The sequence below is a fragment of the Paenibacillus sp. FSL H3-0302 genome (genome assembly GCF_037982245.1).
Lineage (GTDB): Bacteria > Bacillota > Bacilli > Paenibacillales > Paenibacillaceae > Paenibacillus_AQ > Paenibacillus_AQ odorifer.
On record NZ_CP150284.1, the window covers coordinates 5,911,273 to 5,928,334 of the forward strand.

Below are 17,062 nucleotides of genomic sequence, written 5' to 3' on the forward strand. Positions count from 1 at the left end.
ATGCGGATTCAACTCTTGATCTTTCGGACTCAGATGCCGCTATTCGTTAATTTATCACTGTTTAGAGAGATTATCGGACCTGAGAGGCGCTATTGGGCAGAAATGGTGCTCAGTAGTGTCTATTTTGTACTAATAACGCCTATGGAGTCCTATAGCAACTCAAAAATAGGAAAATATTGCAAATAAGAGCGCCTGAGTCCGATAGCTACTCCGTTCACTGGGAACCATAGTCCATTCACTGAGATTCATAGCCCGTTTAGTGAGATTCGTACTCCGTTCACTGAGAGTCATAGTCCGTCCACTGGAAGTCAAAGTCCGTTCACTAGGATTCACACTTTGTCACTGTTTGCAAAAACGAACCTCACAACTAATACGATTTCAGCTTATAACAAATACACCTTCAGCTTATCGATGACCTCATCGATTTCCGCTGTAGTCGTATATCGTCCCACACTAAAACGAACCGCTCCCCGTCCAATATTCTCCGACACATGCATAGCCTTTAAAACAGGCGAAATCAACGTTTCACCGGAATGGCACGCTGAGCCAGTTGAAGCCGCCACAGCTTCCAGGGAATCGATAATTTCATGACCCACTGCTCCAAGAAAACTAACGTTAAGGGTGTTAGGCAAGCGCTTGTGTTTATGACCATTCAAATGAATTTTTTCGCCAAAAGACTCCTGCAGTCTTCCATAGAAATACTCCGTAACTTGCTTAACTCTTTTTCTAGAATCAGAGTCAGCAGCAAGCTCACAGGCTTTTCCTAAGCCAATAATGTAGGGTGTATTTTCTGTCCCCGCTCTTCGCCCCTGTTCATGGCCCGCACCGTGTATCAAAGGCTCAATGTGAATGCCGTCCCGAATGTACAGTGCTCCAATGCCTTTGGGCGCATATAATTTATGGCCTGCAAGCGTTAGAAAATCCACCCCTAAATCCGCTACATCGAGGTCTACTTTTCCCGCAGACTGTGAAGCATCTGTATGAATAAGAACACCCCGTTCGTGGCAGACCTCAGCTATTTCCTTGATCGGCTGGATCGTGCCCGTTTCGTTATTAGAGTGCATGATGGAGACCAGAATGGTTTGGTCCGTGAGCTGCTTTTTCACATCGTCAACCTGCACCAATCCATACGAGTCAACTGGTACATAAGTCAGGTTGTATCCCATCTGCTCCAGGTACTGACAAGGTTTAATTACCGCCGGATGCTCAATAGCAGACAGGATAATGTGATTACCTTTATGGCGATACGTTTGGGCTACTCCTTTAATGACAGTATTATTAGACTCACTACCCCCACTGGTAAAAAGCACCTCACCCGGCGCACAATTCAGGAAATCAGCCACCTGTGTTCTTGCCTGCTCTATTCCGAGTTTAGCTTCCCGCCCCAAAGAATGACTGCTTGAAGGATTCCCAAAATGACCGTAAAGATAAGGGATCATAACCTCTGCTACTTCCTTATCTACTGGTGTTGTAGCGTTGTAATCTAAATAGATCATATTAAGTAAAGCCCCCTTTAACCATAACGCGAAACTTATACTTCTTGATGTTTTAAAAAAGAAAGCACAGCAGTCTCAGCTTCATCCAGATTATTCACTTTAAAAGTAACTCTCTCAATGCCTTCATACTGAGTGGACGTATAATCGTATCTGGGATCATAGTAATATTCTAGCAGCAGCGCCACAGCTTCGCCGAACAAATCTGCCTGCAAGCATCGCTCGATTTCTGCCGCAATAGGGATATGAATTCGGGATTTAATACTCCGAAATGCAGAAATACACTGCTCCTTGTATTCTTCTGGCCGGTAATCCTCAAGGATTTGCTCCACTCTGGCATGCAAAGGCATCTCAATCCAGATCTGCGTTCCGCTCTCTTTTTGCTCGGCCATAAATGGGGACATTACTACCTTACCAATCTTTTTGCTCTCCGCTTCAAATAGTACATAAGGAGAATCTCCGATCTTAATTAACTCCTCTAAAAGAAGACTATCGAACGTTTTTTGATTGTTCGCACGAAGGCCAATCTCACCAAAAATAGAACCACGATGACCTGCCATCCCTTCCAAATCCAGAACGGGGTAGCCTTGCGCCTTCAGGCGGTGTAACAGATTGGTTTTACCTGTGCCTGTATTTCCGTGAATCACATAAGACTTCGCCTTACATTCATAGGACTCCAATTCGTCGAGCACCCATTTACGATAAGCCTTATAGCCGCCTATCAGCCGGTAAGCATGAATATCCATTAAAGAGAGTACGGTCGCAGTTGTACGGCTGCGCATACCCCCCCTCCAGCAGAATACTGCTTTGTCTCCTTGAATCGCTGCAAATTCTTTGACAAAAGAAGGCAGTTTTGCCGCAGCAATCTCCAAACCACGTTCTTTCGCGGCCTGCACACTTGTCTGTTTATACAACGTCCCTACTTCAGCCCGTTCCTGATCATCAAAAAAGGGAATATTCAAACTATCCGGCAGCGTTGCATCTTTATATTCAGAAGGAGATCTAACATCAATAATGGTGATCTGCTTCTTGTTTTTTAACACTCTAAGTTCTTCCAGTGTAATGTCCTGAAACAATATGCTCTCTCCTCTGGTGGCTAACCTTCATAATTTGCTCTAAGCTGATATACAACAGTTATTCCACAGCAGCTATAACTGTAATCTGACCCGGATGCTCTTCCGTTACCTCTCCGATCAATGCCGCTTCTACCCCTGCATCTACTAACTCTTTTAGCAAATCTTCGCTTTGTTCAGGGGCCACAGAGATCAGCAGTCCGCCAGAAGTCACAGCGTCACATAGAATATAGCGGCTTAGTTGGTCCATCTCCTCCGGATAAAGAATGCTGCCTTCCAGATGGGCAAAGTTATTCTTAGTGCCTCCTGGAACAAATCCCTGCTCCGCAAGCTCTCTTACTCTTGGCAGCATCGGTACATCGCCTTGACGAATGATCAGGCCCGTGCCGCTCCCTTTAGCCATTTCCGAGGCATGTCCCAGTAGCCCAAATCCGGTAACATCTGTACAAGCATGTACATCATAAGGCTCCATGATTTCAGCCGCTTTTTTATTCAAAGTAGACATTACTGTCGTAAGGCGTGTGGTTTCTTCAGGAGATAGCTGATCCTTTTTAATGGAAGTTGTTAAGATCCCCACACCGATAGGCTTCGTTAGAATCAGCTTGTCTCCCACCTTGGCGCCCGCATTCGTTCTCACTTTGTCAGGATGCACAAGGCCCGTAACGGCCAATCCGAATTTGGGCTCTTTATCGTCGATGGAATGTCCGCCCACAAGAGTAGCTCCTGCTTCCTGTACTTTATCCGCTGCACCGCGCAAAATGTCACCGAGAATGCTTTTATCTAAAACAGAAATAGGAAAGGCCACAATATTAAGCACCGTAAGCGGCTTTCCACCCATCGCATAAATATCACTTAATGCATTGGCTGCTGCAATTTGACCAAATGAATAGGGATCATCCACGATCGGCGTGAAAAAATCAACAGTTTGCACTAACGCTAATTCATCACTTAAACGATACACCCCTGCATCATCACTAGTATCAAGACCTACTAGTAGATCCGGGTTAGGAACAGTTGGTGGCAGACTACGAATAACCTGCATGAGATCGGCGGGACCGATTTTGCAGCCGCAGCCCCCTTTTGAAGATAATGAAGTCAGTTTTATAGTTTCAGCTTGAGACATCATGACTCAGCTCCTTTAGTATGAATTATCTTAATCTTACACGAGTAGATCGCATTGTACAAAATGCAAGAGTAGCAGATGCGTTGCTTACTACGCCTCCTTCTATAACTATTTAGAGTCTATTGTTCTTTCCCACGTCTGGTGAGCTATATTTGGTGCTGTGGTAGGGTAGGGACATTAAGTGGCGTTCTAGGTACAATATGCTTGTAAATGTTCAACATCCATCGGTTAGTAAAATAACCAAAGGCTGGCTCATTCGTAGATTTCACTACGGATAAGCCAGCCTTTAATTGGATGTCCATTATATTAGGGAAATCCTCCCTAATGTTCATCGATAATCGCTTTAAAATGAGGTTTTTAGGGAATTCCTCCCTAAAAATTCATGCAAATACCCATTTATGGCTAAAAACATCCTATTATTAGGGAGGATTTCCCTAATCTACGTTCTAGGAGCCATAATCTCCTTCATTTTAGGGAGAATTCCCCTAAAGTTCTTCCCAGAAAGACGACCCATAGCCAGCTCATTCCGCCCTGGCTATGGGACGCCTATTTTCTCACTTAAACGCTTCGCTTGTGAAGGTCTCCCAATAGATCAGCTAATCTGCTGAGTACCCTGCTGCTTCTCTAAGAAACGTTGAAGAATCGCATTGAATTGCTCCGGCTGGCACAGATTACTTGGATCTAATGCGTTCGGAATAATCGCCAACTGCGCATGTGGCAGCTGAGACACCATTTCCTTCATACAATTCACTCCAAATTCATTAAAGTCCCCTACAATACATAAAGCAGGACGTTTAAAAGCCTTTAAGCATCTGGTGTAATCAACATGGCTCGTAGCCAGCCTTTGCCGATATAACTCCCGGGGACGTTTGTCCAGCAGCCCTCTTCTAATCTCATTGTAGGCCAGACTCCAGCGCTCTCGGTACATCATCCGAATCGAAGGCAACACCAGCTCACTTGGGAGATAATACATTAGTAAACTGCAATATGCTGCCATAGTTTGTATTTTCCCTACTATTGTTGATCCGTGAGTCCTACAAAAGCTATCCGCGACCACAATGGCTTTTACACGCTCAGGATATTGTTTGGCAATATGCTGAACGACTAAGCCACCATAGGCGATTCCTACAAAAACTGCTTCACGGATACCTAGGTCATTCAACAGCATAATCAGATCCAGACATTGCGTCTCAATAATCTCATGTGGGGCCTCCAGCAGTTTACCAGACTTGCCATTCCCCCGTAAATCGCACAAAATCACTTTATATTTATCGGAAAAATACTCCAGCTGTGGTTTGAACATACTGTGTGTTAATCCATGTCCATGGATAAACACAACCGGAGTGCCAGTTCCATTGATTTCATAATAGAGCGAAGTTCCGTTCAGTTTAGCGATAGGCAAAGGTAACACCTCTTTCATAATAAATTCTACGACTATATCTGCTTAAAAACGCAGCAAAAAACCACAGAGGGATTCTCTGTGGCTATTCATCACTAAACACGCCATTCATCCTCTCTCCATACGCTTACGAGGTTAGCTGTCGGATTCGGGCAGTGAGAGTTGCCCTACCTGCAGGGATGCATATTATGCACCCGGAACAGGATTCACCCCATAACCAGTGCCGACTCTCACATCGGCTGCCAGTTGTTGGTTCCCCCGCTTTCCAGAAACGGAAATTAAGCGGATTGCTTATGTAATTGTAAATTTAAGATAATTCTCAGTTCTGAGATGAATCATACTCTTGTAAGGTTTTCTTGTAAAGGAGGGCTCTGGTCAAAATAATGTTGAAAGCAATGCTTTTCATTTCATATTAAGCATACTCTTCATTTTCTCTTTCTTTTGCTCTTGTTTACTCGTTTTCTTTAGAAAAACAGCTCTGAAGCAAGCGAAAAAGGGGGTGATTCACCAGTACTTTCCTATTTAATAAGAAACGACAATCTTCAATACCAATATTGGGCCAGTTTCTGTACCTTGGGGTATTCGTCGTTTCTATGTCCCCGATCCGTTTGGCAAGCTTGTTAATATTATTTCACATGAACAGCACGAATGATTTCATAAAAAAGAAAAAAGCTAAGCAGAATCAGAGATCTCCCCCTGTCCACTTAGCTTCCTTTTACAATACTATGGCTACAAAAGATCGGCGTTTTTCAATGCATGCTCCAGCTTGGAAAAAAGAACAGCGCACTTCTCATAAGCTCTGGGTCGCTTTGCTTTACTTGTTTTTTACTGATTGAGCTTCCGTCGCTTTGCAGCTTTTTGATCCGACTTAATACTTCATCAGCCTCCAAAGGAATTTCCATTGAAACACTCCTTTCTCAGTGACCTGTTCCCTTCATTTTCTCCATAATATGTTTATTTATTCCGTACTCTTAATTTTCCCAGATTAAACCATCTGATAGATGGGTTGTTCAGCAATGAACCGGGTAGGAAGCATGGGATATTTGTCTGCTAAGATTTCAGCTAAATATTTCATCCCCGGTGCTTCACTCTCCGCATGACCTAACATGATGAGCGCTTTAGATTTGCCTTGGTGCCCTGCATCCCGCACATATTCCGGAGTCTCCCACTCTGGTCCTTCTCCAGCAATAATTAAATCAAGATTGTGATCATTAAAAAGCGGAATAGCCATCGTCCCGCCTCCTCTGTAACCTACTAATATCCCTACGCGTTTGCAGGACAGAGACAGGTCACCAGCAGCGCGTACATAAGAGATGCCTAGCTTACTTTTAATATACTGAGCAGCTTCCATTACAGTCATAGCAGGAATAGTGAGAATCGTAGCAGCCGCTTGCTGCTCTTCCACATAGTCTGACCAATCCAGCTCTCGCAGCAAACCCATCATAATCCCATCCGGCTCTTGCCGATGCCAATAATCATGATAACGAAAAATAGCTATTGGGGAATGTTCGATCAGACTTTTTTTCGCATGATAAACCGGATCACCTTCTAACCACTCGCTCGCTGCATGATGGCTATAAAATACACCTTCATGCGTGATCAGCAAATTGGCTCCTAACGCTATTGCTTGCTCCACAATATTTTGTGTGGCAGAGAAGGCCGTAATAATCCCTGTGACTTCAGTTTCCGGTTCCCCTGGGTTCAGAATATCCACAGTCCCTTCTACCTGTTCCACAGTTCCCATTAAATCTTTCAAAATCGCTCTAATCGTGAGGCTCACTATCATCATCCCTCGAATCGAAATCTAATAAATCTTTCTGCCTTTAAGATCCTCAATTCCGCTCTTGCGGTAAAAATACGTATTGATCCGATCTCTCCATTCCTGCGCATGCTCTGCTTGCTCTTCAAGACGTTGCTTCACTTGTACATACAATCCACTCTCCATGCTGCCTTCAAGTGATTCCCATGTTGCTAGAAGCTGTGCAGCCTGCTCTGCCCCCTCGAAATGAGTATCGTAGATATGTTGTATAACCGTTTGCCCCGATTGCAGAACATGCGTGTATGGAACATGATGGAAGAACAGCAGCAGCTCTTCTGGACAAGACGCTAGATTCTCATAATTTGATGCGTTAAGACCCATATACTGTCCGCTATACCCCGTTCCCGATTTGACTGAACGATCCACACCAATGCCCTTATGATCCGCATAATGGTACGTTCCCCACTTGGCGTATTCATATCCATCCACATTCGGCCCATAATGATGATCCGGATTAACCATCCAGCCCACACCTAATGGAGCTGTGTAAGATTCGTAAATCCTCCATGAGTCCATTAACATCCCGCGAATAGCAGCCACTAGACCTTTATCAGTGCCAAAGGTAAGGCGAATCCATTCCTCAGCTATTTCTTTTGCCGTCAGCTCCGGATTCCAAATTAATCTCCCATATCCATACAGATTGGCTTGAGCTAACCCATGCCCCGTCCAGTTCATGTCATCCCCGACATTAGTTACAGCAGCCACACCATTATACTTATTTCCCCACACCGATCCGTCCACAATATGTTTCACAAGCGTAGTTTGCCCTTTGGCATAAGTATTGAAATCAAGGACTTCTTTCCACTGTGGAACGAGATAACAGAGATGCCGCTGCTGCCCTGTATATTCTTGAGCAATCTGAAACTCCATCAGATGATTGGTATGTTCCAGTGCGCCAAACAGCGGAGATACCGGTTCTCTAACTTGAAAATCCATCGGTCCGTTCTTGATTTGCAGCACTACATTATCATTAAATCGGCCATCCAATGGTTTGAAATGATCATACGCTGCTCTGGCCCGATCTGTCTTACGGTCACGCCAATCCTGCTTGCAGTTATATACGAAACAACGCCAAATCACGATTCCGCCAAACGGCTCCAGTGCTTCTCCCAGCATATTAGCGCCATCGGCATGGTCACGCCCGTAAGTGAATGGTCCAGGTCGATTTTCTGAATCTGCTTTGACCACAAACCCGCCAAAATCAGGGATCACTCGATAAACCTCACCCGCCTTATCTTTCCACCATTGCCGCACCGCTGGGTCCAGTGGATCAGCTGTCTCTAATGCTCCGATCTGTATCGGACTGGCGAAGTTAGCACTGAGGAATAGCTTAATTCCGTATACGCGGAATATTCCTGCAATTAACGCGATATCAGGCAAATATTGCTCCGTTATAAATAGAGATTCAAGCTCATGAACATTCACATTGTTAATCGAAATCGCGTTGATCCCCACAGAGGACATCAATCTGGCATAATCACGCAGCCGCTTTGTATCGTTAAGAAATTGATTGGACTCGTAAAAAAAGGACCGTCCAGCATAGCCACGTTCAATACTGCCATCAAAATTATCCCAGTGATTAATCATTCGCAGGCCGTTCACCGGACTCATAGACAAATTCAGAGCGTCTATTTCGCTTTCTGTTCCTATCAGCCGTAACAGATGGAATACGCCATACAATATTCCAACAGGCGTTGAAGCACCGACAGCGATACATTGCTCAGTAGCGTTTGTACGTATAAGGAAACCTTCAGGACCCAGTGAATCGGTTCGTTCTCCTGCGAATACTCTACTAATTAATGGATTCCCCCCTTGGAAGGTTCCTATAACGATACACGGTCCTTCAGGTTTCGCTGTGAGCAGTGGCGCTTTGCCCAGCATAGAGGTCATCCCCTGTATGAATTCCGCGGCTGCCGCCTGAATCGTCTCGTTGTCCTCCGTTACTACCAACTCAACACACCAATCTATATATTGATTGTATAGAGATCCTGATTTCAGCTGACCATAATTGAGCCAAGCCTCATAAGCGGTATTTGTCATGTTTATTCCTCCCGTATAAATAACCCGCCCTGGATTGAAAAGGACGGGTTCATGATTCGCAAGCTTGAGCAGGTTACCCGCTCTATGATTTGGTGACAGCGTTAAGCAATTGGTGATACGCTGGCTTAGGATTATGCTGCTCATCGAATAGAAATGGCCAATTTTTCCGTCCCCGAACAGGGAAGCCGTCCAGCCATGTATAGTCATCCGCTGCTCCCCAGAAAGTGACTGAGCTAATCACGTCGCGGTATTCTTTCAACAGAGCAAACATCGCTTCATAGCGCTCTGCCTGTAGCTCGAGCAGTTCGGCAGGTGCAACCTTTAAATCCATTCGTTTGTCATCGAAACGGAACATGGACACATCCAGCTCTGTCAATTGGAGCTGAAGCCCTAAAGATGCATACTTCTCAATAGCAGCACGTATTTCATCTAAGTCCGGATCGTATAGATTCCAGTGGGCTTGCAATCCGACGCCATGGATCGGCACTCCTTGTTCCAGCAGCGACTTCACCATTTTATAGATTTTGTCACGCTTAAGAGGATTAGACTCGTTATAGTCGTTGTAGAATAATAAAGCCTTAGGATCGGCTTCATGAGCGAATTCAAACGCTTTGCCGATAAACTCCGGTCCGACAATGTCCAGCCACTTTGACTGGCGAAGAAGTTCTTCTCCTTCATCTGCAATAACTTCATTTACAACATCCCAAGCATAGATATCTTCCTTGTAACGCCCAACCACGGTCTGAATATGTGATTTGAGCCGTGCAAGCAATGTCTCTTTGCTTACACACCCGCCCTTCTTATCCTTAAACAACCAGTCCGTAGTCTGGTTATGCCAGACTAAAGTATGCCCACGCATAGCCATATGATGTTTTCGGGCGAACGCAACCAACTGATCTGCTAGTTTAAAGTTATAAATGTCTTCAAGCGGATGCAGACTTTCAAACTTCATCTCATTCTCAGCGGTAATGCTATTGAAATGATAGGCGAGCAAGTGCTCCTGTGATTGTATCGTCATCGGGTTAACGGCTGCGCCAATTTTGAAATCCTCAGCAAATATTGTTTTTAGTGCAAGTTCTGTGTAATCACTAGCTTGTCTCAACAAGTTCCCTCCTGACAAAAGCATTTATATCAGTATTCGAATAATTAAGACTGATAATCGAACCAATCGAAGTAGGCAGGCACCTCAGCCACCTTGCCATGACCTGTTGCATATAATCCAATAAGAACCCCCGTAAATCCATTTCCTTTTACGGCTTGAGGAGATAATGGGTACGCTGCTGCTGTTGATAGCTTATTCCACTCCTGCCCATCCAAAGAATAAAGGAAGCTGTATTCGGAAAGCTCAGCCTTAACTTTCAAATAAATTCGCTCGGCAGTAGTTGGAACCTCTGCCACTGTATGGGTTATTCCATCCATAGTCACATGAGCTGTAATCACTGTTTGCCCGTTTTTTTGAACAAGTCCAATTTCATAATGAGCATTCTCATCTAATCTGGCGCAAAGTCCAGCTTCCACATCAGCAATAGATGAAGGCATTTCAAGCAGCGTGCTCCATTCTGCCGAAGTATGCTGCTGTCTTCTGCCTACAAAAGCCACTTGGCCTACTTCACTGAGACCTGCAGATTGTCCTCGAAGAGATAACCATCCCTGTCTTTCGTTTAAGGACCAGCTTCCCTCAGCCGGATTCCGCAGAAAGGCTAATCCCAGCGGCAATACTTGATCATCAAAATCATATCTTCCACTAGTCTCAGGTTTTGGCGATTGACCAGGTACACGTGAAACCTTCATTTCCAGTCCAACTGTGTCTTCATTATTATCGATCATCGGCCATCCGTCTTCAGTCCAGCTTACCGGAGCAAGGAAAGTCTCTCTTCCAAGCACAGTGAATTTTGTATCTACTAGTCTTACCCCAAGGAATACGGCCCACCAATCCCCGTTACGATCCTCAATCAAATCGGCATGCCCTAAATACTGAATGGGATTGTCAGTACCGCTGTGCGTCAATATTGGATACGGCAATCGTTCAAACGGTCCATATGGAGAGGAGCTGCGGCCAATGATCTCCCGATGTTCCTTAGCCGTTCCTCCTGAAGCCGTCATGATATAGTACATTCCATTTATTTTGTACAAATGGGGTCCTTCCGTCCAAGGTCCGCCATCCCCAGTCCAGATAACAACAGGTTCTGTTAACGCTGCTCCCGTAGCAATATCTATCTCATATTGGATGGCATGGGAGTCATAATCTGCCCCCTGCTGGGTGGTTACATATACCTTTCCATCCTCATCAAACATTAGGGAAGGATCAATTCCTCCATAAGGAATACTAATCGGATCTGACCACGGACCCGCAGGATCCGTAGCCGTAACATAGAAATTTCCTTTCCCGTGTACTTCGGTCGTTATCATGTAAAACGTTCCTTCATGATACCGGATCGTTGGGGCAAATATCCCCCCAGAGCTCTTGCTTTTACGAGTATCCAGCTGACTTACACGATTGAGCACATGACCTATTTGTGTCCAGTGAATCAAATCCTGACTATGAAAAATAGGTACGCCAGGGAAATACTCAAAGGAGCTGCAAACTAAATAGTAGTCATCCCCTGCCCGAGTGATACTTGGATCAGGATAGAAGCCTGGAAGTATCGGATTCGTGTATGTGATTGAAGATGGGGTCATAATTTAACAGACAACCTTCCTATTACTTAATAGTGATTGCAAGCTCCTTATTCCTTCACGCTTCCTACATTTAGACCGACCACAAAATATTTCTGCATGAATGGATAAACTAGCAAAATTGGAACCGAAGCAACGATCGTAACGGCTGCCCGTATGGAGATTGGTGTAACCATGGCATGTACCGACTCCTGAGTCATCCCGGTCCCGTTATTTACACTAGGGTTACTGTTCGAGTTCATAGTAGAGGATAGCAGCTTCATTAATTCATATTGCAATGTACTCAAGTTCTGGCGGGAAGAGGTGTAGATAAACGCATCAAACCATTGGTTCCACGCACCTACTGCAACAAAAAGGGCGATGGTAGCAAGAACAGGTTTACACAAAGGGAAGACTACTTTCATGAAGATCTTGAATTCCCCGGCACCGTCGATTCTTGCAGATTCCATAAGACTTTCATGTAAGGTACCAATATAAGTACGGATAACGATCATATTAAATGCACTTACCATGGACGGGATTACATATACCCAGAACGAATTGAGCAAATGAAGATCCTTCATAAGGAAATAGTTTGGAATCAGACCCGCACTAAAATACATGGTAAGGACGAATATAAAGGTAATATGTTTGCGGAAAACATATTCTTTCCGGCTTAACGTATACGCAAGCATCGTGGTTAAGAATAGATTCAGGATCGTAGATATCACTGTTCGTGCTACCGAAATCCAAAAAGCATTATAAATTGTACCTGAGGCAAAAACCGCTTTGTAGTTCTGTATGGTCCACTCTCTAGGCCATAAATAAATGCCGCCGCGGATGGTATCATTCCCCGCATTAAAGGAGACTGCTATAGTATTCAGGAATGGATACAAGGTAACAATAACTAGACAAACCATAAATATAGTATTGAAGGTGCTGAACACTACGGGTTCGAACCTCAGATTTTTCATCCGGTTTCCAGCATTACTTTTTGGAGATTTTTGAGGAATCAATTGAGTTTTTTCCATGATTATAACAGCCTCTCTTCCCCTAGCCGCTTCGCAGTCCAGTTAGCTAATAGCAGCAACGTTACACTTACGACTGTTTTGAAAATACCACCCGCGGTAGCTAAGGAATAATTCCCTTGCGCTATACCATATTTCAATACAAATATATCAATCGTTTCCGACCAATCTACGACAAGCCCGTTTCCTAACAAGTACTGAACCTCAAATCCAGCTTCCAGTACATGTCCTACGGACATTATTAACAGGATTACAATGGTTGCTTTCATGCCCGGCAAAGTTACATGACGCATTTTCTTATACCGGTTCGCTCCATCAATCTCAGCAGCTTCATATAAAGCCGGATCAATAGAGGCGATAGCCGCCAAGTAGATGATAGTACTCCATCCGACTTCTTTCCAGACGTGTGAAGCACCTACAATACCCCAGAAATACTTCCCTTCACTCAACCAAAGGATCGGTGAATCAATGAGATGCAATTTCATGAGCACGATGTTGATAATCCCGTCATTAACCGAAAGAGAAGTAGCTACAATGCCTGTTACAATAATCCAAGAGAGGAAGTGAGGCAAGTAGGATATGGTCTGAACGGTTCTTTTCCAAAATACATTTTTGATCTCATTAAGCAGCAATGCCAGTATTATCGCAGTCACAAATCCTAGAACTAGATTAATTAGGCCCATGGCCAACGTATTGCGCAGTACTCTCAAAAAGCTATCGTCCGTAAAAAGAAACTTGAAGTGTTTTAAACCCACCCATGTTTGTTCACTAAATGCTCTAGCTGGTTTATAATCTTGGAAAGCCATCGTCCATCCCCAGATGGGAACATAAGCAAATAGTATAATATAAAGCATTAATGGAACCGACATCCAAATCAGCTGTTTCTGATTCTTAATCAAGGTCATAGTAATCGGTTGCTTCTTTTTTCTTTTAGGATGCCGGTTAACTTTTTTCCCCGTTAATATCTCATCCATATATGTTTTCTCCCCACATCATCCATATATTTCAGAAAGTGGTTGGCCTAATAAGCCACCACTTTCTGATTTTTAAGCAAGCTCTAACTATTTAACACTCCAAGTATCAAATCTCCATTTAAGCTGTTCATTGATTTTGTCTTCATAGGCTTTGACATTCGCTTTACCAATTTCTCCAACAAAGTCATTCCAAACCTTATCGAATTCTGATGGACTGGCCAAGATTGCTTTTGGCAGGTACTTGGTTCGTAATTCATTCAGCTTCGTTTCGGCAATTTTGGCATCTGAGCCTTCAACAAGATCTATGGACCAAGCTGGATAAGCTACTGGGTTCGGCTCAGGCTCGCTGAAGAAATCCACATAACTGTTGTAGCCATAAGCATCAAGGATTTCCTTGTCATACGGCTTGAGTGCAGCCCGGTATTCTTCTGGTTGAGCCGCAGCATCTGTTGAGTTTCCATCCTCAAAGAATCCTTGCAATTTCGGAGCTGTAGCATACCAAGCATCTGCTTTGTTGCTGAGCTTCCATGTAGCATCAACTGCGTTCTTCCGTTGTTCTTCATTTCTTATAAAGCGGCCATTTTCCACTTGATAATCTTCACCTTCGATACCCCAAGTGAAGATTTTTTGCCAATCTTCTTGAATCAATGTATCCATTAGTTTAATAATTTTTTCAGGATTTTTGGCATTGATACTGATCCCGAAGCCATTATTCAAGTTCAGCGCTGGGCGATCCAGATAATAATCTTTAGTGCTGGTATCAAACACAAGTGGAAGTCCTACATAAGTTCTTTCATCTTTACCTTGTGTCCGGAGTGAATCTTCTGCTGAACCAAAGTTCCAGTGCTGATCAAACATTCCCAGAACGGCTCCACTGGACAGTTTTGCCAAATATTGATCGTAGTTTTGCACAAATGTTTCTTGGTCGATAACGCCCAATTGGTTCATTTCATTAAGCTTTTGATAGTATTGCTTAGCATAGTCTTTATCTGCGAAGATTTCTGCAACGTTATCATTAACAACCACTCCGCCATCATTCGGGTGCCCGATCAGATGCTGAGGAGCGTTAAACAATCCCCAGTTTCTCCAGTCGTTGTTAAGAATTTCGAATCCGATGGTTGGCGTTCCATCGATGGTTGGATTTTTTTCTTTATATTTGACAATGAGGTCAAAATACTCGTCCAAGGTCTTCACCTTTGGATAACCAGCATCTTTCAGGATGTCCTTCTGAATCCAGAAAGCAGGACCTGCATAATAGGTTGTATTCACTTTACCGTTATACGCACCATAATTCGGAAGCGTATAAATATGTCCATCATTCGGGTCTTTCATCATGTTCCAGTAATCTGCGTAATGCGCTTTCAAGTTTGGAGCATATTGTTCAATCAAATCTTCAAGCGGGATAAAAGCTTCCGCTCCTGTCAGCTTGGTATTGGCAGTCATCAAATCCGGATAATCCTGACCGGCAATCATTACGCCTAGCTTCTGGTTAAGATCCCCAGCTAAGAATTCGAAATTGAAGGATGCGCCTGTTTTTTCTTTAATCATTTTGTAGATTTTATTATCTGGTGTTGGTTGCTGGCCTGCTTCTCCAAGAAAGATACTAATTTCAAAAGGTTCAATCTTATCAGAATCTGTTCCTGCAGCAGTTGAAGTGGCTGTTTCTGCTGGTTTGTCTTCTCCCTTAGCCGTCGTATTGTTGCTGTTATTTCCTCCACACCCTGCTAAGGTAAAGCTTAGGGATAACACAGCAATCAGACTAAGTTTCCATTTGGATATTAACTTGCCCCCCATAAAGCACCTCCATATATTTGTTGGTGTAACAATGTTGTAAGCCCTTACAACTTAAATTATAGAGGTGATAATCTTCTGAAAATACGCCAGAATTAAAGATGTACCCCCAAAAAGTTTAGGTATTAGTGTTTTTAAATTCGTTAGGGCTCATATGCAGCTTTTTTTCAAATTGCTTGAGGAACTGGCTATAATTGCCATAACCCACTTTCTCAGCGATTTCACTATTTTTTAACTTATTTTGTTGAAGTAAATGTACTGCCTCTTTTATTCGGAGGTTATGCAGCTGTTCATTGAAATTAATACCGTTCTTCTTGATCAATAATTGGCCCAGATATACCGGGTGCAGGAAAAACACCTCTGATAGTCTCTTAATGGTAAGACATTCGCGAAAATGCTCTTCAATATAATTGTTAATCTCCTGAACAATCCCCTGTGATCTTAGGTTTTGTTCCTTAAGAAGGATATCGATACTGGCCTCGCCGCAGAATAGCAAATTACGCATTAAGTCCGTCAAGGTGATCATTGAGTCTAACATCGCGGGGATTCTAATTTGATTAGATAAGGAGGACTCATGAACTTCACTGGCTTCCGAGGTAAACTCAATAATCTTATACATCATATGAATAACAATTTTCTTCACAACCTCTGGAGCGATGCGCTGTTCCCGGAAACTGCGGGCTGCCGAGTTCACAGCTTGGCTAAAGCCTGCGGAGTCCAGGGTGTTAATCGGTCTTATCAAGTCATCCATCAGTTGAATTTGATCATAATGATAACTAAAGGGACTATCCTTAATCTCCTGATAAGTCAGGATCTCTACATTTTCAGAATAATAAAAATAATACATTAATGCTTCTTTCGCCATTCGGAAACTGTTCCCGATCTGAAGCAAGGAGCCTACACCAGCACCTGTTGCAATATATAAAGCTTGTTTGGGGTGTTCATTCAGCAAAGGAGTTGCAATCTGATCGATCACAGCTCCCTCAGTGGACAATGAATTGTATCCATATACGATTCCAAAACAATGACTCTCCAGATCCATCAGAAACATAGAATCTTTATCGGTTAGGAGGACTGAGGCTTGCTCTCTGATCTCCGTATATAAAACCGGCTCTGTCTGTATCAAACAAATATTCCAATGGCTTTTACCTTTCGATAGTCGGTTAAGTACCTCCTGATTCGACTGCTCAGCTTTCTCATGCAGCATTCCTTTCAGGAGAGAAACAGCCTCCTCCGCGGAGGCTATTTGATTTAAACTGCGCTTCTGAGCTTCCTGCTCCAGCTCCTGATATATCTCCAGCAATTCTTCTGCCGCCTCTTCGGGAAACACTGGCTTCATCAGATAATGATTAATTCCATAGTGTATAGCTGTCTTGGCATATTCAAACTCACTATAACCACTTAGTATGGCAAATTTGATCTCCTTAATCTCAGCTTGTTGCCAAGCTGCGACCATCTCCAGCCCATTCATTAGCGGCATATTAACATCCGTAATTACAAGATCTGGCTCTAGCTGTTTCATTAGCTCCAGCCCCTCTTTGCCATTGCTGGAGGTTCCACATACCTCAAAGCCAAGCTCCTGCCAATTAATCCACAGTTGCATCGCTTCAAGAGCACTAGGCTCATCATCGATCAATAATACTTTGTATTTCATAGGAGGTCCCTCA

Annotated in this window: 14 protein-coding genes and 1 riboswitch; all 14 genes read right to left on the reverse strand. The window is 43.6% G+C overall.

Annotated elements, in window-relative coordinates; translation table 11 throughout:
• Window positions 1–383: 383 nt before the first annotated feature.
• Entirely contained in the window at window positions 384–1,496 is a 1,113-nt protein-coding gene (locus MHH50_RS26255; protein ID WP_076130477.1) for a cysteine desulfurase family protein, read from the reverse strand.
• 35 nt (window positions 1,497–1,531) lie between these two features.
• A complete protein-coding gene (gene mnmH / locus MHH50_RS26260) occupies window positions 1,532–2,569 on the reverse strand; it encodes a tRNA 2-selenouridine(34) synthase MnmH (RefSeq protein WP_340033649.1) in 1,038 nt (345 codons plus the stop codon).
• Window positions 2,570–2,627: 58 nt separating this feature from the next.
• A complete protein-coding gene (selD, locus tag MHH50_RS26265) occupies window positions 2,628–3,689 on the reverse strand; it encodes a selenide, water dikinase SelD (RefSeq protein WP_076184790.1) in 1,062 nt (353 codons plus the stop codon).
• 146 nt (window positions 3,690–3,835) lie between these two features.
• Window positions 3,836–4,021 carry a hypothetical protein gene (locus MHH50_RS26270; protein ID WP_339281407.1) on the reverse strand — a complete coding sequence of 62 codons (186 nt, stop codon included), beginning with the start codon at window positions 4,019–4,021 and terminating at the stop codon, window positions 3,836–3,838.
• A gap of 260 nt (window positions 4,022–4,281) precedes the next feature.
• Complete coding sequence (locus tag MHH50_RS26275; protein ID WP_339188472.1) at window positions 4,282–5,109, reverse strand: alpha/beta hydrolase; 828 nt, start codon at window positions 5,107–5,109, stop codon at window positions 4,282–4,284.
• Window positions 5,110–5,196: 87 nt separating this feature from the next.
• A riboswitch (cyclic di-AMP (ydaO/yuaA leader) is annotated at window positions 5,197–5,383 on the reverse strand.
• A 454-nt stretch (window positions 5,384–5,837) separates the two neighbouring features.
• Window positions 5,838–5,990, reverse strand: a complete 153-nt coding sequence (locus MHH50_RS26280) for a hypothetical protein (protein WP_340033650.1) — start codon at window positions 5,988–5,990, stop codon at window positions 5,838–5,840.
• An 83-nt stretch (window positions 5,991–6,073) separates the two neighbouring features.
• Complete coding sequence (locus tag MHH50_RS26285; protein ID WP_340034644.1) at window positions 6,074–6,832, reverse strand: Nif3-like dinuclear metal center hexameric protein; 759 nt, start codon at window positions 6,830–6,832, stop codon at window positions 6,074–6,076.
• Window positions 6,833–6,892: 60 nt separating this feature from the next.
• Complete coding sequence (locus MHH50_RS26290; protein ID WP_340033651.1) at window positions 6,893–8,947, reverse strand: alpha-glucuronidase family glycosyl hydrolase; 2,055 nt, start codon at window positions 8,945–8,947, stop codon at window positions 6,893–6,895.
• Between the two features lie 82 nt (window positions 8,948–9,029).
• Window positions 9,030–10,049 carry an endo-1,4-beta-xylanase gene (locus MHH50_RS26295; RefSeq protein WP_340033652.1) on the reverse strand — a complete coding sequence of 340 codons (1,020 nt, stop codon included), beginning with the start codon at window positions 10,047–10,049 and terminating at the stop codon, window positions 9,030–9,032.
• A 44-nt stretch (window positions 10,050–10,093) separates the two neighbouring features.
• On the reverse strand, window positions 10,094–11,626 hold the full coding sequence (locus tag MHH50_RS26300) for a glycoside hydrolase family 43 protein (protein ID WP_340033653.1): 1,533 nt from the start codon (window positions 11,624–11,626) through the stop codon (window positions 10,094–10,096).
• 47 nt (window positions 11,627–11,673) lie between these two features.
• Complete coding sequence (locus MHH50_RS26305) at window positions 11,674–12,576, reverse strand: carbohydrate ABC transporter permease (RefSeq protein WP_139329891.1); 903 nt, start codon at window positions 12,574–12,576, stop codon at window positions 11,674–11,676.
• A gap of 59 nt (window positions 12,577–12,635) precedes the next feature.
• Window positions 12,636–13,604, reverse strand: coding sequence for an ABC transporter permease subunit (locus MHH50_RS26310; RefSeq protein ID WP_076130468.1), 969 nt, complete (start codon window positions 13,602–13,604; stop codon window positions 12,636–12,638).
• Between the two features lie 87 nt (window positions 13,605–13,691).
• On the reverse strand, window positions 13,692–15,398 hold the full coding sequence (locus tag MHH50_RS26315) for a sugar ABC transporter substrate-binding protein (RefSeq protein ID WP_340033654.1): 1,707 nt from the start codon (window positions 15,396–15,398) through the stop codon (window positions 13,692–13,694).
• A 115-nt stretch (window positions 15,399–15,513) separates the two neighbouring features.
• Entirely contained in the window at window positions 15,514–17,049 is a 1,536-nt protein-coding gene (locus MHH50_RS26320) for a response regulator (protein WP_340033655.1), read from the reverse strand.
• Window positions 17,050–17,062 lie beyond the last annotated feature (13 nt).